Origin of the sequence: Hymenobacter sp. BRD128 (genome assembly GCF_013256625.1) — a bacterium.
Taxonomy (GTDB): Bacteria; Bacteroidota; Bacteroidia; order Cytophagales; family Hymenobacteraceae; genus Hymenobacter.
On the sequence record NZ_CP053908.1, the window covers coordinates 1,905,828 to 1,928,227 of the forward strand.

General features: G+C 59.8%; 21 protein-coding genes. 12 read left to right on the forward strand and 9 right to left on the reverse strand.

All coding sequences use genetic code 11. The annotated features are described in order from the left end of the window. The first annotated feature begins 60 nt into the window (after positions 1 to 60). Both topA and GKZ68_RS08350 read left to right on the forward strand, forming a co-directional pair. Positions 61 to 2,580 (forward strand): type I DNA topoisomerase, encoded by a 2,520-nt coding sequence (topA, locus tag GKZ68_RS08345; RefSeq protein ID WP_217275340.1) that lies wholly within the window; start codon positions 61 to 63, stop codon positions 2,578 to 2,580. Between the two features lie 72 nt (positions 2,581 to 2,652). Then, a complete protein-coding gene (locus GKZ68_RS08350) occupies positions 2,653 to 3,507 on the forward strand; it encodes a DUF4846 domain-containing protein (protein ID WP_173113158.1) in 855 nt (284 codons plus the stop codon). 10 nt (positions 3,508 to 3,517) lie between these two features. On the opposite strand, the gene GKZ68_RS08355 is transcribed toward GKZ68_RS08350, so the two are convergent. After that, positions 3,518 to 4,183, reverse strand: a complete 666-nt coding sequence (locus tag GKZ68_RS08355; RefSeq protein ID WP_173113161.1) for an HAD family phosphatase — start codon at positions 4,181 to 4,183, stop codon at positions 3,518 to 3,520. A 108-nt stretch (positions 4,184 to 4,291) separates the two neighbouring features. Here GKZ68_RS08355 and GKZ68_RS08360 point away from each other — a divergent pair, with 108 nt between their 5' ends. Further along, the gene (locus GKZ68_RS08360) at positions 4,292 to 5,305 is read left to right on the forward strand and encodes a VWA domain-containing protein (RefSeq protein WP_173113164.1); all 1,014 of its coding nucleotides are present in this window, start codon (positions 4,292 to 4,294) and stop codon (positions 5,303 to 5,305) included. Positions 5,306 to 5,379: 74 nt separating this feature from the next. Further along, a complete protein-coding gene (locus tag GKZ68_RS08365) occupies positions 5,380 to 6,048 on the forward strand; it encodes a YggS family pyridoxal phosphate-dependent enzyme (protein ID WP_173113167.1) in 669 nt (222 codons plus the stop codon). Here the strand turns inward: GKZ68_RS08365 and GKZ68_RS08370 are convergent. From GKZ68_RS08370 to GKZ68_RS08385, 4 genes are all read right to left on the reverse strand, one after another. Further along, positions 6,045 to 6,791: an SDR family NAD(P)-dependent oxidoreductase gene (locus tag GKZ68_RS08370; RefSeq protein ID WP_173113172.1), complete on the reverse strand. Its 747-nt coding sequence runs from the start codon at positions 6,789 to 6,791 to the stop codon at positions 6,045 to 6,047. The two genes, GKZ68_RS08365 and GKZ68_RS08370, sit on opposite strands and share 4 nt — an antisense overlap. 9 nt (positions 6,792 to 6,800) lie before the next feature. Next, positions 6,801 to 7,553, reverse strand: a complete 753-nt coding sequence (locus GKZ68_RS08375; RefSeq protein ID WP_173113175.1) for a porin family protein — start codon at positions 7,551 to 7,553, stop codon at positions 6,801 to 6,803. A gap of 23 nt (positions 7,554 to 7,576) precedes the next feature. Next, entirely contained in the window at positions 7,577 to 8,305 is a 729-nt protein-coding gene (ubiE, locus tag GKZ68_RS08380) for a bifunctional demethylmenaquinone methyltransferase/2-methoxy-6-polyprenyl-1,4-benzoquinol methylase UbiE (protein WP_173113178.1), read from the reverse strand. Positions 8,306 to 8,442: 137 nt separating this feature from the next. Next, positions 8,443 to 10,695 (reverse strand): OmpA family protein, encoded by a 2,253-nt coding sequence (locus GKZ68_RS08385; RefSeq protein ID WP_173113181.1) that lies wholly within the window; start codon positions 10,693 to 10,695, stop codon positions 8,443 to 8,445. 427 nt (positions 10,696 to 11,122) lie between these two features. Between GKZ68_RS08385 and yihA the strand changes: the two genes are divergently transcribed. From yihA to GKZ68_RS08400, 3 genes are all read left to right on the forward strand, one after another. Further along, positions 11,123 to 11,740, forward strand: a complete 618-nt coding sequence (gene yihA / locus GKZ68_RS08390) for a ribosome biogenesis GTP-binding protein YihA/YsxC (protein ID WP_173113184.1) — start codon at positions 11,123 to 11,125, stop codon at positions 11,738 to 11,740. A 67-nt stretch (positions 11,741 to 11,807) separates the two neighbouring features. Further along, positions 11,808 to 12,257 carry an energy transducer TonB gene (locus GKZ68_RS08395; RefSeq protein WP_254244220.1) on the forward strand — a complete coding sequence of 150 codons (450 nt, stop codon included), beginning with the start codon at positions 11,808 to 11,810 and terminating at the stop codon, positions 12,255 to 12,257. Between the two features lie 102 nt (positions 12,258 to 12,359). After that, the gene (locus GKZ68_RS08400; protein WP_173113187.1) at positions 12,360 to 12,863 is read left to right on the forward strand and encodes a DUF5606 domain-containing protein; all 504 of its coding nucleotides are present in this window, start codon (positions 12,360 to 12,362) and stop codon (positions 12,861 to 12,863) included. Between the two features lie 72 nt (positions 12,864 to 12,935). On the opposite strand, the gene fbp is transcribed toward GKZ68_RS08400, so the two are convergent. Further along, positions 12,936 to 13,958, reverse strand: a complete 1,023-nt coding sequence (fbp, locus tag GKZ68_RS08405; RefSeq protein WP_173113190.1) for a class 1 fructose-bisphosphatase — start codon at positions 13,956 to 13,958, stop codon at positions 12,936 to 12,938. 151 nt (positions 13,959 to 14,109) lie between these two features. Between fbp and GKZ68_RS08410 the strand changes: the two genes are divergently transcribed. The 4 genes from GKZ68_RS08410 (at position 14,110) to rsgA (ending at position 18,422) form a co-directional block, all read left to right on the forward strand. Beyond that, positions 14,110 to 15,420: an aspartate kinase gene (locus tag GKZ68_RS08410; RefSeq protein WP_254244221.1), complete on the forward strand. Its 1,311-nt coding sequence runs from the start codon at positions 14,110 to 14,112 to the stop codon at positions 15,418 to 15,420. A 105-nt stretch (positions 15,421 to 15,525) separates the two neighbouring features. Next, complete coding sequence (locus GKZ68_RS08415) at positions 15,526 to 16,119, forward strand: peroxiredoxin (RefSeq protein ID WP_173113193.1); 594 nt, start codon at positions 15,526 to 15,528, stop codon at positions 16,117 to 16,119. An 84-nt stretch (positions 16,120 to 16,203) separates the two neighbouring features. Continuing rightward, positions 16,204 to 17,433 (forward strand): 3-deoxy-D-manno-octulosonic acid transferase, encoded by a 1,230-nt coding sequence (locus tag GKZ68_RS08420; protein WP_254244222.1) that lies wholly within the window; start codon positions 16,204 to 16,206, stop codon positions 17,431 to 17,433. Positions 17,434 to 17,495: 62 nt separating this feature from the next. Then, entirely contained in the window at positions 17,496 to 18,422 is a 927-nt protein-coding gene (gene rsgA, locus GKZ68_RS08425; RefSeq protein ID WP_173113199.1) for a ribosome small subunit-dependent GTPase A, read from the forward strand. Positions 18,423 to 18,484: 62 nt separating this feature from the next. Here rsgA and GKZ68_RS08430 read toward each other — a convergent pair whose 3' ends face one another. Beyond that, positions 18,485 to 19,873 carry a DUF1080 domain-containing protein gene (locus tag GKZ68_RS08430; protein ID WP_173113202.1) on the reverse strand — a complete coding sequence of 463 codons (1,389 nt, stop codon included), beginning with the start codon at positions 19,871 to 19,873 and terminating at the stop codon, positions 18,485 to 18,487. Positions 19,874 to 20,021: 148 nt separating this feature from the next. Between GKZ68_RS08430 and GKZ68_RS08435 the strand changes: the two genes are divergently transcribed. Beyond that, the gene (locus GKZ68_RS08435) at positions 20,022 to 21,122 is read left to right on the forward strand and encodes a Gfo/Idh/MocA family protein (protein WP_173113205.1); all 1,101 of its coding nucleotides are present in this window, start codon (positions 20,022 to 20,024) and stop codon (positions 21,120 to 21,122) included. Positions 21,123 to 21,125: 3 nt separating this feature from the next. Here the strand turns inward: GKZ68_RS08435 and GKZ68_RS22030 are convergent, their stop codons facing one another. Together GKZ68_RS22030 and GKZ68_RS22035 are read right to left on the reverse strand one after the other, a co-directional pair. Continuing rightward, on the reverse strand, positions 21,126 to 21,533 hold the full coding sequence (locus tag GKZ68_RS22030; protein ID WP_254244223.1) for a hypothetical protein: 408 nt from the start codon (positions 21,531 to 21,533) through the stop codon (positions 21,126 to 21,128). After that, positions 21,509 to 22,111, reverse strand: a complete 603-nt coding sequence (locus GKZ68_RS22035; RefSeq protein WP_254244224.1) for a Gfo/Idh/MocA family protein — start codon at positions 22,109 to 22,111, stop codon at positions 21,509 to 21,511. The genes GKZ68_RS22030 and GKZ68_RS22035 overlap by 25 nt, the downstream gene beginning before the upstream one ends. Positions 22,112 to 22,400: the final 289 nt, after the last annotated feature.

Below are 22,400 nucleotides of genomic sequence, written 5' to 3' on the forward strand. Positions count from 1 at the left end.
GCCGCGCCTGCGTTCTGCACTTCCTGACAAGACACTTACGCCCGCCCCTACCGCCCCTGCATGGTCAAGAATCTAGTTATCGTCGAGTCGCCCGCCAAGGCCAAAACCATTGAAGGCTACCTCGGCCCGGACTACGTGGTGCGCTCCAGCTACGGGCACGTTCGCGACCTGCCCAAGGACAATAATGCCATCGATGTAGCCAATGGCTTCAAGCCCACCTACGTGGTCGATGCCGACAAGCGCGAGCTGATTTCGCAACTCAAGAAGCTGTCGAAGGAAGCCGAAACCGTATGGCTGGCGAGTGACGATGACCGTGAAGGCGAAGCCATCTCGTGGCACTTATCGGAGGCGCTTAATCTCAAGGCCGACAAGACGAAGCGCATTGTGTTTCGTGAGATTACCAAGACGGCTATCCTGGCCGCCATTCAGAATCCGCGCGAGATTAACATCGACCTGGTGAATGCCCAGCAGGCCCGCCGCGTACTCGACCGCCTGGTAGGCTTTGAGCTGAGCCCGGTGCTGTGGCGCAAGGTGAAAGCGGGCCTGAGCGCGGGCCGCGTGCAGAGCGTAGCCGTACGCCTGGTGGTGGACCGCGAGCGCGAAATCAACCAGCATAAGTCGGCCAGCGCCTACCGCGTGGTGGCCCGCTTCGACGCCGGCCAGGGCACTACCCTGGAGGCCGAGCTGCCTACCCGCTACAAGACCCGCGAGGAGGCCGAAGCCTTTTTGACGCGCTGCATTGGGGCTAGCTACAGTATTAATAGCCTCGAAAAAAAACCCGGTAAGCGCAGCCCCGCACCACCCTTCACTACCTCGACGCTGCAGCAGGAGGCTTCGCGCAAGCTCGGCTTCTCGGTGGCCCAGACCATGACGGTGGCCCAGAAACTTTACGAGGCCGGCCGCATCAGCTACATGCGGACCGACTCGGTGAACCTGAGCGAGGAAGCCCGCAAGGGTGCCCGCGAGGCCATTGAAGCCGCCTACGGGGCTAGCTACGTGCACGAGCGGCAGTTTAAAACCAAGTCGGCCTCGGCGCAGGAGGCCCACGAAGCTATTCGCCCCACCGATTTTAAACAGGTAAAAGCCGGGGCCGATGCCTCGGAGCAGCGCCTTTACGACCTCATCCGCAAGCGCGCCATGGGCTCGCAGATGGCCGACGCGCAGGTGGAGCGCACCACGGCGGTTATCGGCATCAGCACCCAGCCGGGCACCACGTTTTCGGCTACGGGTGAGGTCATTACCTTCGAGGGCTTTCTGAAAGCCTACGCCGAAAGCAAGGACGATGACGACCAGCCTAGCGACGGCGAAAGCAGCTTCTCGCGCGGCCTGCCGCCCCTGAGCGTGGGCCAGAACCTGCCGCTGCAAACCCTGACGGCTACCGAGCGCTTCAGCACGCCACCAGCCCGCTACACCGAGGCCTCGCTGGTGAAAAAGCTCGAGGAGATGGGCATCGGCCGCCCCAGTACCTATGCGCCTACCATCAGCATTGTGCAAAAGCGCGGCTACGTCGAAAAGGACTCGCGCGAGGGCAAAGAGCGTAAAATTTACGCGCTGGCCTTGGTAGACAACGAGGTAAAAACCGAGCAGCGCACCGAAACCTACGGCGCCGATAAAGCCAAGCTATTCCCGACCGATACCGCACTGGTGGTGAATGACTTTCTGGTAGAGCATTTCCCGGCCATCGTGGACTTTCAGTTCACGGCTAAGGTGGAAGACGAGTTTGACCAGATTGCCAACGGCCACGAAGATTGGGGCCACATGCTGGCCGGCTTCTACGAGCCGTTTCACGCCAGCGTGGAGCGCGGGCAGGATATTGAGCGCAGCACGCTCAGCAGCACCCGCGAAATCGGCCTGCACCCCGAAACGGGCGAAAAAATAACCGCCCGCCTGGGCAAATATGGCCCCTACGTAGCGCTGGGCGACACCGAAGGCGAAACCAAGCCTGCCTACGCCAACCTGCGCAAAGGTCAGTTTATTGAAACTATCACCCTTGAAGAGGCGCTGGACTTGTTTAAGCTGCCGCGCGTGGTGGGCGAGTTTGAGGGCAAGGATATGACTGCCGCGCTCGGCCGCTTCGGCCCCTACATTCGCCACGATAGCAAGTTTTACTCGCTTACCAAGGAGCAGGACCCGCACACCATTACGGGCGAAGAAGCGGTACAACTCATTGAAAATAAACGCAAGACCGACGCCGAGCGCCTCATCAAGAGTTTCGATGATAACCCGGAAGTGCAGGTGCTGAACGGCCGCTTTGGCCCTTATATCGTGGTTGGCAAGAAGAATGTGAAGATTCCGAAGGGTGAAGAACCCACCGAGCTCACCCTGGAGCGCTGCCTGGAGCTAGCCGCCGCTACCCCCGATAAGCCCGCCAAAGGCGGCCGCTTTGGCAAAAAAGCCGCTGCCGAAAAGCCCGAGAAGGAGGCCGACGCCCCGCTAAAAAAGCAGCTAAAGTACCAGCAGCAAAGAAAAAAGCTCCGGCCAAGAAGGCCACCACTGCCAAAAAACCAGCTCCCAAAAAGGCGGCCGCCAGTAAATAAAAGCACTTCATTTTTAGTGATAAGGGTCTTACCGATGAGGTAAGACCTTTTTTATTATTCTGGCTATACAATTCGCCTTATTCAAGCGTTGACTGACCCTTAGCCCGTTAGTCACATGCTGTTACCGCTAACTCGACTTGGCTTATACGGGCTAGCCCTGCTGGCTGCTGGCCCGTCGCCCGCTGAGCCTGACCCGGTTTACCCGTGGCTTGCGGCCACACCGGCCGCCGGGCAGCGCCTAGCCCAGCGCTTTGCGCCGCCACTGGGCTGCCAGCGGGTGCCCATGCTGGCCGGCTCGTGGGGCGAGTGGCTGCGCGGGCTGCCGCTACGACCGGCCGGCACCCCCGCCCGCTTCTACGACGGGCGTTTGAAGGATAATCAGGCGGTGGTAGCGGCCGTGGTTGCCATCGACCCCGGCACCAAAGACTTGCAGCAATGCGCCGACGCCGTTATCCGGCTGCGAGCTGAATACTTGTTCAGCCGGAATCCGAATAAAATTCATTTTCACCTGACCACCGGCTACGACGCCTGGTTTTCAGACTACCTGGCCGGGCGCACCTTTCAGGTGAAGGGCGAGCAGGTCCTGTCGGCTCCCAAAGCGGCCGAAGCCTCTAGCCACGCCGCCTTGATGCGCTATCTGCTGCCGGTATTTGGCTACGCGGGTACGCTTTCGCTGAGCCGCGAGGTGCAGCCGGTGGCCCTCGCCGAAGTAATGCCCGGCGATGTGCTTGTGCACGGCGGGCGCCCTGGCCACGCAGTGCTGGTAGCCGACGTGGCCCAGAACCCGCGCACCGGCCGGCGCTATATGCTACTGGCTCAGAGCTACATGCCGGCCCAGCATATTCACCTGTTGCGCAACGTGGACCACCCGAATCTGGGCGCTTGGTTTGCCGTGCCGGGGCCCGAAGAGCCCCAGCTTGGTACGCCTGAGTGGACTTTCGAGCAGACCGAGCTTGGGCGCTTTGACTGAGCGGCAGCAGCTAGCCAACACCACCAATGGCCTCAATTGCCCCGGCCGACAGCTCTGCGAAATCCTGAATTACCCGGTCGGCCAGGCGCAAATCCTGCCCCGCTGAATGCGGGCTGGCGTAACCGATGCAATAAATACCGGCCGCCTTGGCCGCCGCCACGCCATTAGCCGAGTCTTCGATGACGATGCACTCGGTTACGGGCGTTTCGGCCAAGCTAGCGGCGTGCAGGAAGATGGCCGGGTTAGGTTTCGACCGCGCAAAGTCTTCCCCACTCACTACGTGCGAGAAATACGGGGCTAGCCCAAAGCGATTGAATACCCGCCCTATCGTGGCCTTGGAGGCTGATGAAGCTACCACCAGCTGGATGCCGTGCTGCTGAATATCTTTAATCAGCGTCCGCACGCCGGGCAGCAGGTCGAGGCTGGCGTCGGCATCAAACGCTTGGTTAAACAGCTCGCGCTTGCGCATCAGCAGGGTTTCCACTTCCTGCGGCAAGTTAAATTCCTGCTTGAGCTGCTGAAAGACGTTGCGCGTTGAAGAACCTAAAAATGAAGCATATAACTTATCCGAAACGTGAATGCCCAACTCAGCAAACTGCGTAAAAAACGCTTGGTGATGGATGGGCTCGGTGTCGATAATAACGCCATCCATGTCAAAAATTACGGTACGAATCATAAGGCCGGCCGCCGGGGCATAAGGTCGGGGCAAAGGTACCCCGCGCGGGGCGGGTAGCTAGCCAGAGTTCGCCGCTAGCCGTAATTTGCGCCTCCGGGCCGTTTTTGCATGAATCTATTTTCCTACGCCACCCTGGCCAGCTACGAGTGGCAGCACCCGCGCCTGCTGTTGCTGCTGGTCCTGGTGCCGCTGCTGCCGCTGCTGCGCGGGCTGCTGGCCCGGCGCCGGCGGCAGGTAATGGTGGCGTTTGGCCCGGGCGGGCTGCGGCCCGACTGGCGGGCCGGCCTGCGCTTCGCACCTACTATCGTGCTGGCCCTGAGCCAGGTGCTGCTCATCATTGCCGTGGCCCGGCCGCAGCGGCCGAGCGAGCACCTCACTCAAACCGGCCGGGGCATCGACATTGTGCTAGCCCTCGACGTGAGTGGCAGCATGGAAATCGAGGACCTGAAGCCCACCCGCCTCGAAGCCGCCAAGCGGCTGGCCAGCCGCTTTGTGCAGCGCCGGGCCGGCGACCGCCTGGGTTTGGTAGCCTTTGCCGGGCAGGCTTACGCGCTGGTGCCCCTCACCACTGACTACGACCTGCTGCTCGATAACCTACGCAGCCTGCGCCCCGGCCTCATCGACGAGGATGGCACGGCCATTGGCACGGCGCTGGGCGTGGCCATTAACCGGCTGCGCGAGTCGCCGGCCAAGTCGCGCATCTGCGTGCTGCTCTCCGATGGCGAAAGCAATGCCGGCAGCCTCGACCCGCTGCTGGCCGCGCAGCTCGCCCACGCTTATGGTATCCGCCTCTATACCATTGGGTTGGGCGAGGATGGCTACGTGCCGTTTGGGCGCGACTCGACCACCGGCAAGCCGCGCTACGTGCAAACCCGCCTCGACGAAACCACCATGCGCCAGCTGGCCGAGGCCGCCGAGGGCCGCTTCTTCCGGGCTACCGACAATGCAGCGCTCGGGCGGGTTTTTGGGGAGATTGACAAGCTTGAAAAGTCCGATATTCGCACCCAGCGCTACCGCAGCGTACAGGATTTTTACCGCTCCTACCTGGGCTGGGGGCTAGCGCTTTGGCTGCTTTGGCTGGCCCTCAAAAGCACGTTTATGAACAATGCGCTGGAAGACTGACTTGTATAATGGTTAATTTTTGTGCCAGGCCTAGCCAGCAGACATTGACCATTAGATAATTAATCGTTTAAAAAGTGTCAGTCGCTACTAACATCGCCACCTTTGAAGCCAAGCTAGCCGGCACCGCCGCCCGGCTGGTAGTCGTCACCAAAACCCACCCCATCGAGCGGCTACGCGAAGCCTATGCGGCCGGTGCGCGCATTTTTGGCGAAAATCGGGTGCAGGAAATGGCCGCTAAGCAGCCCGAACTGCCAGCCGACGTGGAGTGGCACCAAATTGGTCAGCTACAGACGAATAAAGTGAAATACCTGGCGTCGTTTGTGCACACCGTGGAAAGCATCGACAGCCGGCGCCTGCTGCTGGAGCTGGATAAGCAGGCCGCTAAGTACGGCCGCGTTATAAATGGCCTGCTGCAATTTCACATTGCCCAGGAAGACACCAAAACCGGCCTCACCCTGACCGAAGCCGAGGCGCTATTGCAGTCGGCCGAATACCAGATGCTGCGCCACGTGCGCCTCACCGGCGTGATGGGCATCGCCACCCACTCGCCCGATGAGGCGCTGGTACGCGGCGAATTCCGGCAGCTGCGCCAGATTTTCGAGCATTTGAAAGCCAAGTACTTCGCCGATAAAGAAGATTTTCGCGAAATCTCGATGGGCATGAGCGCCGACTACGAGTGGGCGCTGGCCGAGGGCAGCACGCTCATTCGAGTGGGCAGCGCCATTTTCGGCAGCCGGGGCTAGCCGGCCCGCTTTACCGTAGCCGCGGCCGCCTGCGCCGCCGGAAATACCACCACCTCGGCCAGCTGCACGTGCGGCGGACGGGTTACGATAAACTGGATTACGTCGGCAATATCGGCGGCCTGCAAGGGCTGCACGCCTTTGTACACGTTGGCGGCGCGCTCCTCGTCACCCTTAAAGCGCACTTCGGAAAACTCAGTTTCGACCATGCCGGGCGCTACTTCTGCTACGCGGATACCCTTAGGCAGCAAATCGATACGCATAGTGCGCGTGAGCATGGCCACGGCCGCCTTGGAGGCGCAGTACACGTTGCCGTTGGCGTAGGCCTCATGGCCCGCAATCGAGCCCAGATTCACGATAATACCGCCCTCGCCCATGCGCGGCAGCACGGCGCGGCTCACGTAGAGCAGGCCCTTCACGTTGCCGTCGAGCATGGCTTCCCAGTCGGCCACGTCGCCATCCTGGATGGGGGCTAGCCCGTGGGCATTGCCCGCGTTGTTGATGAGCACGTCGATGTGGGCAAACCCGGCTGGTAGTTCAGCCACGGCGGCTTCTACGGCCGGCCGGTCGCGCACGTCGAAAGTGAGAATGTGCACCGGCGTAGGGGCCAGCTCCTGAGCCAGGGCGTCGAGGCGCTCGCGGCGCCGGCCCGTCACCACCACCTGAAATCCCGACTTAGCCAAGGCTACCGCCGTAGCCCGGCCAATGCCCGAAGATGCCCCCGTAATAAAAGCAGTTTTCATCATATCTGATGCTTATTCGATGTTGAGGTAGAGCGTCACCGTATTGGTGCGCAGGCTTTGCAAGCTATTGCTATACTGATTATTGCGCGGCGACAAGATATTGCGCAGGCCGTGCGAGAAACGTAATTCCGGCCCGAACTTGAAGTAGGGATAAAATAGGTCGAGCCCGAAGCCGTATTCCAGCAGCACGTCGTCCTTCGCAATGGTTATCTGGTTGATAGCCGGGGTATTCTGGCGCTGCGTCACGGCAAAGCTGGGCTTGATGCCGCCAATCATGTAGAAGCGCGTGTTGCGGCGGCGGTTCGACTGGTACTTGAGCAGCAGCGGCAGCTCAAGTTGCGTAGTGCTTATCTCCTGCGTGCGAATGGTATCGGGCTGCCCTGCGCCTACGCTCTTAAACTCGACGCGGCGCGTCAGAAAAGTAAGCCCCGGCACAAAGCGCAGGTGAAACGGCGTGCTGGGGTTGCCCAGCCGAATGTCATTTACAAAGCCCACCCCAAAGCCAGGGCTGATGATGGAATTGGCCGCAATGCCCCGCCCCTGCTGTGCCGCCTGAAAATAGGCAGCCGACTGCTCCAGAAAAAACCGCGAGAAGTTAGGCGCTATCGTAAGGCCCGGCCGGTAAAACCGGTCGTTGTAGTTCGACAGATTTTCGACCGTAATGCCCTTGATGTGGCCCTTGCGAGAGCGGTCGATGGCATCGCTACGCTTGCGCTGGGCCAGCGCCGGGCTAGCCAGCCCCAGCAGCAGTACTAGCGGCAACACCGCGCGCCCCAGGGGCCTAGCGGCTATTTGCGGGCCGTGTAAATGGAGCTGATGCCGAACGTGAGGGGTTGCCATGCAGGATTGGTAAAGCCGACGCGGCCCAGGATGGCCACAAACTCGGCACCGTCGGGAAACGCCTGCACCGACTCGGGCAGGTAGGTATACGCGCTCTGGTCCTTGGAAATCACCTTACCAAAAACCGGCAGCACCTGACGGAAGTAAAAATTATACGCTTGCTTGAGCGGAAACGCGGTGGGCTTGCTGAATTCCAGGATGACGAGTTGGCCGCCTGGCCGCAGCACGCGGTGCATCTCGGCTAGCCCTCGCTCCAGGTGCGCGAAGTTGCGCACCCCAAACGAGGCCGTTACGGCATCAAATTGGTTGTCCTCAAACGGCAGATTTTCTGAGTCGGCCAGTTCTAGCTTGATACGGTGGCTAAGCTTCTTATCAAGCAGCTTTTGGCGACCCACATCGAGCATGCCAGCCGAAATATCGACGCCCGTTACCTGGGCGTCGGGCGCGGCGGCCCGCAGGGTTTCGATGGCAAAGTCGGCCGTGCCGGTGGCAATGTCCAGGATGCGCGCCGGGCGCAGCGCTTTGAGTTCATCCACAGCCTTGCGCCGCCAGTAAATATCGGTGCCAACGCTCAGGAAGTGGTTTAGAAAATCATACTTGCCCGCGATGTTATCAAACATGCGGGCCACCTGCGATTTCTTATCGGCGGCGTCTTCTTTGTAGGGTACTACGGCCATATATCGAGTGCAAAGAACGGCACGGGGCCGTAAAAATTGCGTGTTTTACCGACTAGTTTCGGGCTGTTGCTAACAGGACAAAAAAACGGCCGGACTGTTCGTCCGGCCGTTTTTTTTTTCACTAAAGCTCTTATAGCTTACTCCGCTTTGGCTTTCACCTTCGCTTTTTCGCCCGAAGCATCCTTGGCTTTCGACTCAAGCTCACCGTCTTTCGAAATCGTTTTCGACTTCTCGCCGGCGGCGCCTTTGGTTTTCACTTTCACTTTGTCGCTGTTGTCGTCCACTTTGGTTTTCACCTTCGTGCCGTCGGCCATGCGCACTTTGCTTTTGCCAGGCATCGGCGCGCTGGCCGAATTGGCTACCGTAGTCGTAGTGGTCGAAGTACCAGTGGTAGTAGTGCTCGTGGTCGGCTGCATTACGGGCAGCTTCTCGCCCTCTTTCAGCACCGGCTTGAAATCATCGCGGCGGTTGAGCTGCATGTTCTCCGGCGAGTCGTTCGGGGCGATGGGCTTGCGCTCGCCATAGCTCACCGTAGTGAGGCGGCTAGCCGAGATGCCCTGCTTCACGAGGTAGTTTTTGGCGGCATCGGCGCGGTTTTGGCCGAGCACCATGTTGTACTCATCCGTGTTGCGCGAGTCGCAATTGCCTTCAACCGAGATGTTCAGGCCGGTATTAGCCTTTAGGAAAGCCGTAGTAGCATTCAGCGTTTTAATCGACTCCGGACGCAGCTTGTACTTGTCGGTGTCGAAATAAATCGGCTTCATCATCCGAGCATACGGAGCGTAAGTCGTGTCGATGTAGTCAACGTAGAAGTTCTTGGTGATGCTCGTCGAGTCGTTCGTCGAAATCGGCACCGCAAACTCTTGCGTTTCAATGTTCTTACCGTCTTTGTTTACGGCTACCTGGTAGGTGCGCGCCGACAGAACCTTTACCTGGTACGAGCCATCTTCCTTGGTGATGTCGCGGAAGCTGATGGCCGTTTTATCAGCCTGCGTACCGTTAAACACCAGCTCTACGCCGGGAATGCGCTGCGTGCTGTCACGCTTCGAGAACACCGCACCCTTGATATTGATGTTCTTGATGTAGCTGATGGTGTAGATGTCCTTCTCGCCGTAACCGCCGATGCGGTACGAACTGAGGTAAGCGTACGTGCCATCGGGCGCCAGGCGGTAGTACGAGTCGGCATCCGGCGTGTTGATGGGGTAGCCCATGTTCTCGGGCCGGCCCCACTTGTGGCCGATGCTGTCATACTTCGACTGGAAGATGTCGTAATCACCCATCGTGTTGTGGCCACGCGAGCTAAAGTACAGCGTGCGGCCATCGCGGCTGATGTACGGGCTGTCCTCGTCGTACTTGGTATTGATGGTGCTGCCCAGCGATTTAGCCGGCCCCCAGTCGCCACCGGCGGTACGCGTGCTGTAGTAGAGGTCGAGGTTACCATCTTCCGAGTAGCGAGCCGTCGAAAAGTACAGCGTCAGGCCATCCGGCGTGATATAAGCATCGCCTTCGTACGATTTCGAGTTGATGTTGCTGTTGAGCTTAGTCGGAGCGCCCCAGTCGCCACCAGCCTGCTTCGAAGCCACGAACACGTCGCCGTCTTCATCGCTGCGGTACATGAGCAGCTTAGTATCATTATCGAACAACTGGTCCGACGCGTCGTGGCCTTTGCTGTTGAGCGCGGCCGACAGCGAGCGCGGCTTCTCCCAGTTATCGGCATCGATGCGGTGGGTTTCTACGATACCCTCGTAGTATTCACCATCGGCAGCCGTTTTGCTACGGGCTTTGCTGTCGAGGCCGGGGATGTCAGTCGGGTTGGCGCGAGTCGTAAAAATCAGTGTTTTATCGTCCGACGAAATAACCGGGCTGTGCTCCGAATACTGCGTGTTCACCGTCGGCCCCAGGTTCTTCACGAAGATATCCTTGGGCGAGTTGAACAGAATCTTCGCGTTTTTGCTGTGCTGAATCAGCTGGGCTACTTCTTCGCGGCGGGTATCGTTGCGCTTTTTCAGCGTCGCGTTATACGCCTGGTAATGCGTGATAGCCTCGTCGAAGTTGTAGTTGAGGTGGTCAACCCGGCCGAGCCAGTATTCCACGTCTTTCGACACCTTCGGCTTAAGCTTCTGGGCCTTATAGATGTAGTCGCTAGCCTTCTCTTTGTCAAAGGACAGGTAGGCTACCCCGGCCCGAAACAGCGCCTGCGCGTTGTTGGGGTCTTTCGCAATCACCCGCTCATAATAAGGGATGGAGGCGCGATAGTTCTCCTGGTTGAACAGCTTGTTGCCGGTTTGCAGGTCCTTACGCGTGCTCTGCGCCTGGGCCGAGGTAACCACGGCCGAGGTCAGGGCTAGCGCGGCAGAAGCTTGCAGCAGCCTTTTGGATACGTTGTCCATTGAAAAAAGGGTGTTTGGAAAATTTTAAAGGAAAGAGCGAAAAAGTAGGTTTAGCATAAGGCTAGGCGCGGACGCACCGCTGGCACGCTCATTTTGCCGACTTATACTAAATTTTAGTCGCAGGGTTGGCCTATTTGGCCTGTCTGTAGCTAAAAAAAAAGTAAGAAAAGTCCTTTACGGCAGCAAATATATTGAAAAAGCGCCGCCGCACTGATTAGCAAAGGGCACTAAAACGAGGACGCACGTGTAAGGAAAGATTTTATAGCCTGATAAATAGTCGGTTTAGGAGCTGCACAAATATAGTGGCAGGTTTTGAAAGACAACTGCTTAACAAAACGCTAACAGATGCTATACTGGCCGGCCAGCCGCCCGGCAGCCGCAGTACAACGCATCTTTGTACCCGCATCGCCCGATAGGTAACCCAATTATGATAATTCGTGAAGCAAGTTTTTTGAGCAGCAATACGCAGGTGGCGGCCTGCCCGGCGCCCGACCGGCCCGAATACGCCTTTATCGGGCGCTCCAACGTAGGCAAATCGTCGCTGATAAACATGCTGACCGGCCGCCTGGGGCTAGCCAAAACGTCGAGTACACCCGGTAAAACGCAGGTTATCAACCACTTTAATATTAACAATGAATGGTATCTGGTCGACTTGCCCGGCTACGGCTACGCTAAGGTGAGCAAAAGCTCGCGCGCCGACTGGGGCAAGATGATAAACGCTTACCTCAGCAAGCGCGAAAACCTGACCTGCGTGTGCGTGCTGCTCGATTCGCGCCACGCGCCCCAGGCGGCCGACCTGGAGTTTATGGAAAAGCTAGGCGCGGCGGGCGTACCGTTTATTATGATTTTTACGAAAACGGATAAGCAGTCGACCAGTCAAACCAAGACCTTGATAAATAATTACCTGACGAAGATGGGCGAAACCTGGGACGAGCTGCCGCGGCACTTCGTGACTTCGGCCGAAACCGGCCTGGGACGCGACGAAGTATTGGACTTTATTACGGAAATAAACCGGCAGGTAGCGGCCGAGGCCGCGAGCGCTTAGTTACTTTTGGCCCGCCAATTGCCCACTGGCCGGGGTCTTCACTTCTAGTCCCGCTCTTATTTTGATCATGAAAAAAATATTGCTCACGCCGCTCGCTGTGTGCGGCCTGCTAGCCTCGGCCCACGCCCAAACGGCTAAGCCCAACACGCCCCCCATGCCCAAGGACCGCCCACAAACCGAGCAGGGCACGGGCCTCAACCACGTAACGGCCGATATTCCGGTGGCAGCTTACTACGAGGGCGGCCAGGAAGCTATGTACGCCTTCATTGCCAAGGAGCTGAAGTACCCGCTGCTGGCCAAGCGCAACCGCATGCAGGGGCGCTGCATCATCAGCTTCACGCTCAACCCCGATGGCAACATTCAGGGCCTGCGCATTGTGAAGCAAGTGGGCGGCGGCACCGGCGAGGAGGCCGCCCGCGTGGTGCGCCTGCTCAAATTTAAGAAGCCTGAATACCCGATTCTCACTAGCCTGCCCATCGACTTTAAACTCGGCGTGACGGGTTCGAATGCTTTATAAAATTAAGAACGGAGCATGAGGAATGAAGCATGACCAGCTTGGTTTTTTCACTCCTCATTTTTCATTCCTCCTTGACAATTCCTAATTACATACAAATAAAGAATGCCCTACGATTTGAAAGAGCTGGCGGCCATCAGCGGCCAGCCCGGCCTGTTTCGCCTGGTGCGCCCGGCCCGCCACGGTGTGCTGGTCGAAAGCCTCGATGCCAAAGCAACCCGCTCGCTAGCCCCGGCCAGCAACAAAGTATCGCTGCTGAGCGAGATTGGCATCTATGCCCAGGATTCGGACGATACGCTGCCGCTGACGGAGGTGTTTGAGCGCATCCACCAGAAGCACGGGGCTAGCCTGCCCGTGACAAGTAAGTCGAGCGAAAGTGAGCTGAAGGACTTCCTGGCCGAGGTTATGCCTGAGTACGACCGCGACCGCGTGTACCTTTCCGACATCAAGAAGCTGGCTACCTGGTACAGCATCGTGAGCCAGCACGTGCCCTACGCCGAGACTAGCGCCGACGAGCCGACCGCCGCCGAGCCCCTGAGCACGGGCGGCGTAATTGGCGAAGCCGATGCTGCCCCCACGGCCGCCGGCAACCCGGAAGCGACGAAATAATATTCGTATTTTTGCTAAAAAAGGCCGTTCCTGCTGGCAGAAACGGCCTTTTTTGCGTACCATAGGCAAGCGCTATGCGGCGGCCTCAGCGGCTTGTTTTTCCTGGGCCAGGAAAGTTTCGGCCTGCTCCACCAGCTCTTTGCTGCCGATGAAGAGCGGGCAGCGCTCGTGGCAGGTTTTGGGCTCGATTTCGAGGGTGCGCAGCTGGCCATTGGAGCTACGGCCGCCGGCCTGCTCCACAATGAAGGCCAGCGGGTTGCACTCGTACATGAGGCGCAGCTTGCCGCCGGGCGTTTTGGCGGTGGCGGGGTAGATGTAGATGCCGCCCTTGAGTAGGTTGCGGTGAAAGTCGGCCACGAGTGAGCCGATGTAGCGAGCCGAGAACTTCTCGCTCTTGCAATGCTGCACAAAAGCGGCCACGCCGGGCGAAAACAAGTCGGACGAACCTTCGTTGATGGAATAAACTGCGCCGGTTTTGGGCGTTTGGATGTCGGGATGCGACAGAAAGAACTCGCCCAGGCTAGGCTCGTAGGTAAAGCCGTTGACGCCGTTGCCGGTCGTGTACACCAGCATAGTGCTGGAGCCGTAGATGACGTAGCCGGCCGCCACCTGGTGGGTGCCGGGCTGGAGGCAGTCGGCGCTACCACCCTCGCGGCCAGTGGGTGAAATGCGCCGGTAAATGCTGAAAATAGTGCCGATGCTCACGTTCACATCAATATTGCTCGACCCATCGAGCGGGTCGATGGCCACCACGTACTTGCCCTGGTTGTTACCGGTCTGGATGATGTCGTCGTCCTCTTCCGAGATAATGGTGCACACCTCGCCGCCGTTGCGCAGCGCCCGGATAAAGCGGATGTTGGCAATCACGTCGAGCTTCTGCTGGTCTTCGCCCTGCACGTTGCGGTTGCCGTAGGCGCCGGCAATGTCGATGAGGCCCGAGCGGTTGATTTCGCGGTTCACAATCTTGGCCGCCAGCGCGATATCGCGCAGCAGCTGCGACAGCTCGCCGGTGGCATAGGGAAAATCTTCCTGCTTGCGCATGATGAAGCGGTCGAGGGTTGTACCGACGGGCAGGGCTAGCTTGTTGTGGTCCATGTAAGCGAATAAGGGCGAGAATGGCTACAAAGCTAGCCGGGGCACGGCAAGCGGCCTAGCGAAAACTCCGCACACGATTGCGGAGCTTTGGGCTGCCTGCCAGGGCGCGTAGTGGCTGGTCTGTGCGGGCCAAGCCCTAGTTTTGGGCCTTATGAAAGACGAAAGAACGGGCTTGCAAGTCTACAAATTTGGCGGCGCCTCGGTGAAGGACGCAGCCGCGATTCTCAACCTCTGCCGCATCGTGCGCGACTTTGGGCCTAGCGGGCCGCTGCTCATTGTGGTGTCGGCGATGGGCAAGACGACCAATGCGCTGGAGGAGATTTATGACTTGGCGTACACTAAGAAAGATTACAAGGCGCTATTACAGCAGCTAGAAGATTATCACTTCAAAACAGCGGTGGAGTTAGACCTCACTGCTATTTCGCCTGCTTGGGGCTATTTCAATAAATTATTGATGCAACTGCGACAGCGATTAGAGAAGGTAAAACCTAGCGATGACTATGATGAATACTATGACCAAGTAATAAGCTTCGGAGAATTATTAGCTTCTCAATTAGTAGCTCACGCGCTGGGAGGACAAGCTATCGACTGCCGTCAAGTAATTCATACCGACAGCACTTGGCGCGAGGGTCGGGTTGATTGGGCTTCCACAGAAGAGTACGCCAATACCATCCTTAGCTCATTTCTACACCATGGTCCAGTTGTGACTCAGGGTTTTTTAGGTGGTACGAGCTATGGCATTTCTACTAATCAGAATCCTGAAAAGACTATCTACCGAGAGCGCACTACCACCCTCGGCCGCGAGGGCTCCGACTACTCGGCGGCCATCTTCGCCTACTGCCTGCGCGCCGAGAGCGTGACCATCTGGAAGGATGTGCCGGGCCTGCTCAACGCCGACCCCAAGATTTTTCCCGACACGGTGCTGTACCCCGAAATCAGCTACCAGGAAACCATCGAAATGGCGTTTTACGGGGCTAGCGTCATTCACCCCAAGACCCTGAAGCCACTGGCCGACCGCCACATTCCGCTGCGGGTGCGCTCGTTTCTGGACCCGGCCGCGCCGGGCACACTCATCCATGACTGCCAGCACCCGCCGCTGGTGCCGGCGTTTATCCGCAAGGGCGGGCAGTGTTTATTGTCGTTTGAGAGCAAGGATTTTGCGTTTATTTCGGAGGAGAATCTGGAGGTGATTTTTGGGGCGCTGGCCCAGGCGCGGCTCAAAATCAACCTGATGCAGAACTCGGCCATCAGCTTTTCGGTGTGCACTGACTACAACGAAATGCGGCTGCAGCGGCTGCTGGGGCTGCTGCAAGGCCGGTTTCGGGTGCACTACAACAGTGAGCTGACGCTCTTTACCATTAAGTACTACGACGCGGCTAGCATCGAGCGGCTCACGGCCGGGCGCGCGCTGCTGCTGGAACAGCGCACGCGCAGTACGTTTCAGTTTTTAGTGCGCGAATAACTAGCGTAAGGGTTTTGGAGTAAGAGGCACGGACGTCATTTCCCGCAGAGGTTCGCTGAGCGCGGCCGGTGCATTTCATCATTTCTACTTCATAAATTTCCTAAAATGCCTGTTCTCGTTGGCAAGCGCGCCCCTACTTTCAAGGCTAAAGCCGTCATTGTTCAGCAGATAGAAGAAGAGTTTTCGCTCGACCACTACCTTGGCAAGCGCTACGTGCTGCTGTTTTTTTACCCGTCCGATTTTTCGGGCCTCTGCCCTACCGAGCTGCTGGCGTTCCAGCAAATGCTGCCCGAGTTTGAGCGCCGGGGCGTGGCCGTGATTGGGTGCAGCACCGACTCGCACCAGGTGCACCAGGCTTGGCTGCGCACGCCGCTCGACGAGGGCGGTGTGATGGGCGTGACGTACCCGCTCATCGCCGACGCTACCAAGACCATCGCGGCCAACTACGACGTGCTGGCCGGGCACTTCGACTACAACGAAACCGGCGAGATGGTCTTTGTGGGCACGCCCCAGGCCTACCGGGCCTTGTTTCTGATTGACCGCGACGGCATTGTGCGGCACCAGCTCGTGAACGACCGCTTCCTGGGTCGCCGCATTTCCGACGCCCTGCGCGTGGTCGATGCCCTGCGCCACTTCGAGGAGTTTGGCGAAACCTGCCCCGCCAACTGGGAGGCCGAAGAGGCGGCCGGCGCCGCCTAGCCGCAAAAGCCGTAATTTTGGGGCCGCGTCCGGACTTTTCTTTCTGGGCGCGGCCTTTTTTTGCGCGTTTTATATTCTTTAGGTTTGGCGCTCTATGCGCTGCTGCTGCGGCTGGCCGCGCCATTCAACCCCAAGGCCGCCGCCTGGGTGGCGGGCCGCCAGGAGCTGCTGCCCCGCATAGCGCGGGCGCTGGCCGGCGATGCCGCGCCGCGCCTGTGGGTGCACTGCGCCTCGCTGGGCGAGTTTGAGCAGGGCCGCCCGCTCATCGAGGGGCTGCGGCGGCAGTATCCGGGCCACAAGATTGTGCTCACGTTTTTTTCACCTTCGGGCTACGAGGTGCGCAAAAGCTGGCCGGGTGCCGACTACGTTTTTTACTTGCCGCTCGACACGGCCGAAAATGCCCGCGCTTTTGTGGCGGCGGTGCAGCCCCGGCTAGCCGTGTTCGTGAAATACGAGTTCTGGTACTACTTCCTGCGGGAGCTGCAGCAGCAGTACATTCCGGCGGTAGCGGTGGCGGCCATCTTCCGGCCTAGCCAGGTTTTTTTCAAGCCCTGGGGCGGTTTTTTCCGCGAAATTCTAAGCCAGCTCAGTTACATTTTTACTCAGAATGAAGCCTCAGCCAAGCTGTTGCGCGGCCTGGGCCTCGCGCGCGTGAGCGTGGCGGGCGACACCCGCTTCGATACCGTGGCGGCCACGGCGCTAGCCCCCGCCCGCCCCCTACCCCTGGCCGAAGCCTTCGTGGCCGACGGCGCGCCGGTGCTGGTGGCCGGCAGCACCTGGCCCGAAGACTTGCCCGCCCTGGCCCCGCTGCTGCGCAAGCACGCCCGCGCCATGCGCTTCGTGGTGGCGCCGCACGAAGTAAGCGAGGCGCACTTGCAGGAGATTGAGGCGGCGCTGCCGGGCCTCACGGTGCGCTACTCGCTGGCTAGCCCCGCTACCGTGGCCGAGGCCCGCCTGCTGCTCATCGACAACGTGGGCATGCTGAGCCAACTCTACCGCTTCGGGCGCTTTGCCTACATCGGCGGGGCGTTTGGGGCGGGGCTGCACAACACGCTGGAAGCGGCGGCTTTTGGGTTACCGGTGTTTTTTGGCCCGCGCTACGAGCGGTTTCAGGAGGCCGTGGAGCTGGTGGAGCTGGGCTGCGCTTTTTCGGTAGATTCGGCCCGGCAGCTCGAAGCGGCTTTCGACCGGCTGTATTACAACGAGGAAGCCCGGCTGAAGGTGCAGGATACGAGCCTCGACTACGTGCACACCCACGCCGGCGCCACGGGCCGCATTCTGCAGCAATTAAAAACTATGAATTATGAATTATGAATGGCACCGCCTACTACTGCGCTCAGGCAGTTCAACCCATTTTCAATTCATAATTAATTAAAATGACTGGCATCGTCGTCAAATCTACCGGCTCGTGGTACGTGGTGCGCGACCGCGAAGGCGGCCAGCTGCACCGCTGCCGGCTACGCGGTAAGTTTAAAAACCAGGGCCTGAAGGTGAGTAACCCCCTGGCCGTGGGCGACGTGGTAGAATTTGAGGTTCCCGAGCAGTCGGAGGGCGCGGGCGTGATTCATACCATCGCGCCGCGCCGCAACTACATCATCCGGCGCTCGGTGCATAAGAGCGAGCACGCCCACATCGTGGCCGCCAATCTGGACCAGGCGCTGCTAGTGGTTACGCTAGTGTCGCCGGCCACCTCGTTCGGATTTATTGACCGCTTTCTGGTCACGGCCGAGGCGTACCACATTCCGGCCAGGCTGATTTTCAATAAGGCTGATTTGTACGACGAGGACACGCTCGATTATCAGCGGCAGATAGCCGGCATGTATGCCAGCCTGGGCTATCCCAGCGTGCTGTGCTCGGCCGAAACCGGTGAGAACGTGGACGAAGTGGCCTCGCTGCTGCCTAATAAAGTATCGCTGCTGTCGGGCCACTCGGGCGTGGGCAAGAGCACGCTTATCAACGAGCTGGTGCCGGATTTAGACCTGAAAACGGCCGAAATCAGCGCCTTTTCCGACAAGGGGAAGCACACCACCACTTTTGCCGAGATGCTGGAAATAGTGCCCGGCACCTACCTCATCGACACGCCCGGCATCAAAGAATTGGGCTTGGTAGACGTGCCGCCCGCCGAGCTGGCCGGCTACTTTCCCGAGATGCGCGCCCTGCTCAATCAGTGCCGCTACCACAATTGCCAGCATGTGCACGAGCCCGGCTGCGCCGTGCGCGAGGCCTTGGATAAAGGCAGGCTGGCCGTGCCGCGCTACGAGAGCTACGTGAGTATGCTCACCGACGAGGATAACCGGCACTAGGCCCTGTTTAAAGACGCCATGCGGCGTAGCACCGCCTGCCGTCTTAATTAATTTAAAGCCCCCTACTTCAACTCCTTGAGCTTGATGCTGCGAAACGACACGCGGTTGCCGTGGTCTTGCAGCAGCAGGTGGCCGGCTTTGGCTTCGCCAAAATTTGGCCAGATGTGGTACTTGCTCTCGGCCACCAGGGCGCGAAATTCGGGTGAGCCGCGCTCGTATTCGAGCACTTTGGCGCCGTTGAGGTAATGCTCGACGTGGTTGTTAGGATACACTACCACGCGGCCCACGTTCCACTCGCCGATGGGGTGCACAAAGCGCGGGGGCTTGTTGGCCGTTTTTAGGTCGTAGAGCGAGGCGAGTGTGCGGTCGCCGTCGCGGCCCAGCTTGGCGTCGGGGTGCAGGGCATCGTCGAGCACCTGGTATTCGAGGCCGATGGCCGACATATCGGTTTTTTCGGCCAGGGTCACGAAGTATTTCACGCCGCTGTTGGCGCCCGGCGTCAGCTTAAATTCAAACGATAAGTCGAAGGCACTGTATTCCGCATTGGTCACGATGTCGCCGCCATTGGCGGCTTCCTTGCCTTCGGAGGGCAGCACGGTCATCGTACCGTTGTCTACCTCCCAGCCTTTAGCCGGAAATGCGGTGCCCTTGGCGCTGCGCCAGCCCTGGCTGGTTTTGCCGTCAAACAGCAATTTCCAGCCGTGCTGCTTTTCGTAGGCATTCAGGTAGTTGGGCACGAAATTGACCACGTAGCTATCGGCCGGAAAGGCGCTCGGCTTCAAGTCGGTGGTTTTGATGCGAATATTCTTGAAGTACACTTTGTGGCCGGCCTGTGCGGCCTCGCTCACGGCGTGCACCTGCAAACCGATAAAGCCTTTCGGGTCGATGGGGTCAACCACGTAGGCCACCGGCACGCCGTTGACCCAGGTTTTCATCTCATTACCGAGGCACTCAACTTTGAGGTGATTGTAGGCGCCTACTTTAAAGGCTGTTTTGGCCTGCGGGTGCAAATCCAGGGGATAGAGCCACTGGCGACGTGCCTCGTCGTAGATGCCGCCCGACCAGCTCCGGGCCGAAGGGTCAACCTCGACCTGCCGGCCGTAGACCTTGCCCGGCTGCTCGGCCGAGTCGAAATGGCTGCGCGTCTGCACGCCCGAGTTGTTAGTTGGGTCGTCGATTTTGACGTCCAGCTCCAGGTCAAAATCACCGTACTCCTTATCCGTAACCAGGAAGGTATTGCCCGAATTAGCCACGGTAGTGCCCACGATGGCCCCGTTCTCAACCTTGTAGTCGGCGGTGCCCCCTAGCCGCTTCCAGCCGGTGAGGGTTTTGCCGTCGAAAAGGTTTTGCCAGGTTTCGGCGGCCGGCGCCGCGGGCCGCGCGTGGAAGGAGAACAGCAGCGGGGCTGCCGCGCCGGCGGCCAGCAAAAGAGATTTGCGGAAAAAGCTCATCGGGTGGGAAAAGGAGGACAAACCGTAGTTATCGCCTTAAAAGTAGTAGCCAGGTCAGCTACGAGCAACTAGTGGGGTGTACGCCCGGCGGGGCAACCCCGGCCGGCCGGCTTGAGTATGGGACACTGCACCTCTCCTACCCAGTCCGATGCCCAAACTACTGGCCTCCCTCGCGGCCCTGCTGCTGCTGATTTTATTTGGCCACCCGGCTGCCGCCCAGGCTAGCCCCCCGCTGCGCGTGGGTGTGGCCGGCCTCACCCACACCCACGTGCACGGCATACTGGGCCGGGCCAAGCGCGGCGATATTATCATCGTGGGCATTGCTGAGCCCAACCGCGACCTAGCGCGGCGCTATACCCAGCAGTATGGCCTGAGCATGGACCTGGTGTATAACACGCTGGAAGAGATGCTGGCCAAAACCAAGCCGGAAGCCGTGACGGCCTTCGGCACCATCTACCAGCACCTCGAAGTGGTGCAAGCCTGCGCGCCCAAAGGCATTCATGTGATGGTAGAGAAGCCGCTGGCCGTGAATATGGACCACGCCCGCCAGATGCAGGCGCTGGCCCAGAAGCATCACATTCACCTGCTTACCAACTACGAAACCACCTGGTACGGCTCTAACCGCGCGGCGTATCAGCTGGTGCAAAGCCACGCCCTCGGCGATGTACGCCGGATGGTGGCCCACGACGGCCACCAGGGGCCGAAGGAAATCGGGGTAAACAAGGAGTTTCTCGACTGGCTCACCGACCCGGTGCAGAATGGTGGAGGGGCGCTGCCCGACTTTGGCTGCTACGGCGCCGACCTTATGACCTGGCTCATGCACGGCGAGCGCCCCTTGTCGGTGACGGCCAGCGCCCTGCACATCAAGCCCGACGTGTACCCCAGGGTGGAGGACGACGTGACTATCCTGCTTACCTACCCCAGGGCCCAGGGCGTCATTCAGGCGTCGTGGAACTGGCCCTACGCCCGCAAAGACCTCGAAGTGTACGGGCAGACCGGCTCGGCCATCGCCCTCGACCGCGACCACCTGCGCGTGCGCCGCACCGAAAAAGACGCCCCGCACGATGAAACCGTGGCCGCGCCCCCGGCGCCCTACGACGAGCCCTTTGCCTACCTGGCGGCTGTGGTGCGCGGCACCGCGCCCGAGGATGTGCTTTCCGCCCTGCCCACCAATATGCTGGTAGTGGAGATTCTCGACGCCGCCCGCAAATCCATCAAGGAAGGCCGCACGGTGCCGCTGCCGCGCTAGGCCCTACTCGCCGGGATAGCGCAGGCCGATTTGGGCCCGCACGGCGTCGAGCGTGCGCATCAGGTCGAGGCTGAAGGCTAGCGGCAGCAGCGGGCTTTCGGCTAGCCCCTGTGCCAGGCACTCCTGCACGTGGGCCGCCTCGTAGTGGTAGCCGAGGCCGGTTTTGGGGTACGGAATTATTTCCGGAGCCTGCCCGGGCCGGTGAATCTCCAGCCCGCTAGGGGCGTGAAAGCGCCCGGTAAGGTGCAGCTGCCCTTTGGTGCCGTAGAGCACGCAGTAATTGTTAGTAGTAGCGGCCAGTGTCGAAAATAAGCTGGCCGTGGCGCCGCTGGCGTGGGCTAGCGCCATCACGCAAGCCAGGTCGACGCCGGTGGGCGCGGGCGTGGCTACGGCGCGCACAGTGGCCGGCACCCCCAGAAATAACTGACTGATAAACAACGGATATACTCCAATATCAAGCAGCGAGCCCCGGCCAGCCTGGGGTCGAAAAGCCGCGACTCAGGCTTAAAATCGGTGATGAAACCGAAGTCGGCCGACAGGTGCTTCACCTCCCCGATGGCGCCGGCCCGCACCAGTTCCAGCGCGTGCCTGATGGCCGGAAAGAAGCGCGACCAGAACGCTTCCATCAGAAATACGCCGCGCTGCTGCGCCACTTCTATCATCTCCTGGGCCTGGCTGGCATTCTGGGCAAAGGCTTTTTCGCAGAGCACGGGCAGGCCGGCGCGCAGGCACAGCAGCGCGTGGGCGTGGTGCTCGGAGTGCGGCGTGGCAACGTATACGGCATCAATACCGGGCACGGCCAGCAGCTCCGCATAGCTGCCCACGGCGTGGGGCGCGCCGTAGGTGGCGGCAAATTGCTGCGCCTTGGCAAGGCTGCGCGAGGCGACGGCGTGCACCCTGGCCTGCGGCACGAGCGCCAAGTCGGCGGCAAACTTATGGGCAATGTTGCCGGGCCCCAGAATGGCCCAGTTAAAGGTGCGCGTAGGCATAATAGGCAAATGGCGAAATGGCCGCGAAAGGTACTAGCGGCCCAGCCGCCGCGGGCGTGCTGGCTAGCCCGGCAGGATTTTTTTCTTTCTCGCACCCACTGGCCGGTAAGCGCGGCCGTGTCGCTACGCGGGGCAACGACAAACCATTTCCGGCCGTTTAGCTGGCTTTTACGACTCGTTCCCCTCCCTTTTCCACATCATGCACGAAGGCCATGCTATCAGCCCCCGGCCCAGTCCGGACGCCCTTGCAGGTAGCTGGCGGCCCGGCGCAGGAGGACCGTAAGAATGC

Excerpts from the sequence above, each read along its gene's own strand:
- GKZ68_RS08350 (WP_173113158.1), top strand. The coding sequence starts at position 2,653 with ATGCTGTTACCGCTAACTCGACTTGGCTTATACGGGCTAGCCCTGCTG.
- GKZ68_RS08430 (WP_173113202.1), bottom strand. The coding sequence starts at position 19,873 with ATGAGCTTTTTCCGCAAATCTCTTTTGCTGGCCGCCGGCGCGGCAGCC.
- GKZ68_RS08435 (WP_173113205.1), top strand. The coding sequence starts at position 20,022 with ATGCCCAAACTACTGGCCTCCCTCGCGGCCCTGCTGCTGCTGATTTTA.
- GKZ68_RS08355 (WP_173113161.1), bottom strand. The coding sequence starts at position 4,183 with ATGATTCGTACCGTAATTTTTGACATGGATGGCGTTATTATCGACACC.
- GKZ68_RS08400 (WP_173113187.1), top strand. The coding sequence starts at position 12,360 with ATGCCCTACGATTTGAAAGAGCTGGCGGCCATCAGCGGCCAGCCCGGC.
- GKZ68_RS08410 (WP_254244221.1), top strand. The coding sequence starts at position 14,110 with ATGAAAGACGAAAGAACGGGCTTGCAAGTCTACAAATTTGGCGGCGCC.
- GKZ68_RS08370 (WP_173113172.1), bottom strand. The coding sequence starts at position 6,791 with ATGATGAAAACTGCTTTTATTACGGGGGCATCTTCGGGCATTGGCCGG.
- ubiE (WP_173113178.1), bottom strand. The coding sequence starts at position 8,305 with ATGGCCGTAGTACCCTACAAAGAAGACGCCGCCGATAAGAAATCGCAG.
- GKZ68_RS08395 (WP_254244220.1), top strand. The coding sequence starts at position 11,808 with ATGAAAAAAATATTGCTCACGCCGCTCGCTGTGTGCGGCCTGCTAGCC.
- GKZ68_RS22035 (WP_254244224.1), bottom strand. The coding sequence starts at position 22,111 with ATGCCTACGCGCACCTTTAACTGGGCCATTCTGGGGCCCGGCAACATT.
- GKZ68_RS08360 (WP_173113164.1), top strand. The coding sequence starts at position 4,292 with ATGAATCTATTTTCCTACGCCACCCTGGCCAGCTACGAGTGGCAGCAC.
- fbp (WP_173113190.1), bottom strand. The coding sequence starts at position 13,958 with ATGGACCACAACAAGCTAGCCCTGCCCGTCGGTACAACCCTCGACCGC.
- GKZ68_RS08385 (WP_173113181.1), bottom strand. The coding sequence starts at position 10,695 with ATGGACAACGTATCCAAAAGGCTGCTGCAAGCTTCTGCCGCGCTAGCC.
- rsgA (WP_173113199.1), top strand. The coding sequence starts at position 17,496 with ATGACTGGCATCGTCGTCAAATCTACCGGCTCGTGGTACGTGGTGCGC.
- yihA (WP_173113184.1), top strand. The coding sequence starts at position 11,123 with ATGATAATTCGTGAAGCAAGTTTTTTGAGCAGCAATACGCAGGTGGCG.
- topA (WP_217275340.1), top strand. The coding sequence starts at position 61 with ATGGTCAAGAATCTAGTTATCGTCGAGTCGCCCGCCAAGGCCAAAACC.
- GKZ68_RS08415 (WP_173113193.1), top strand. The coding sequence starts at position 15,526 with ATGCCTGTTCTCGTTGGCAAGCGCGCCCCTACTTTCAAGGCTAAAGCC.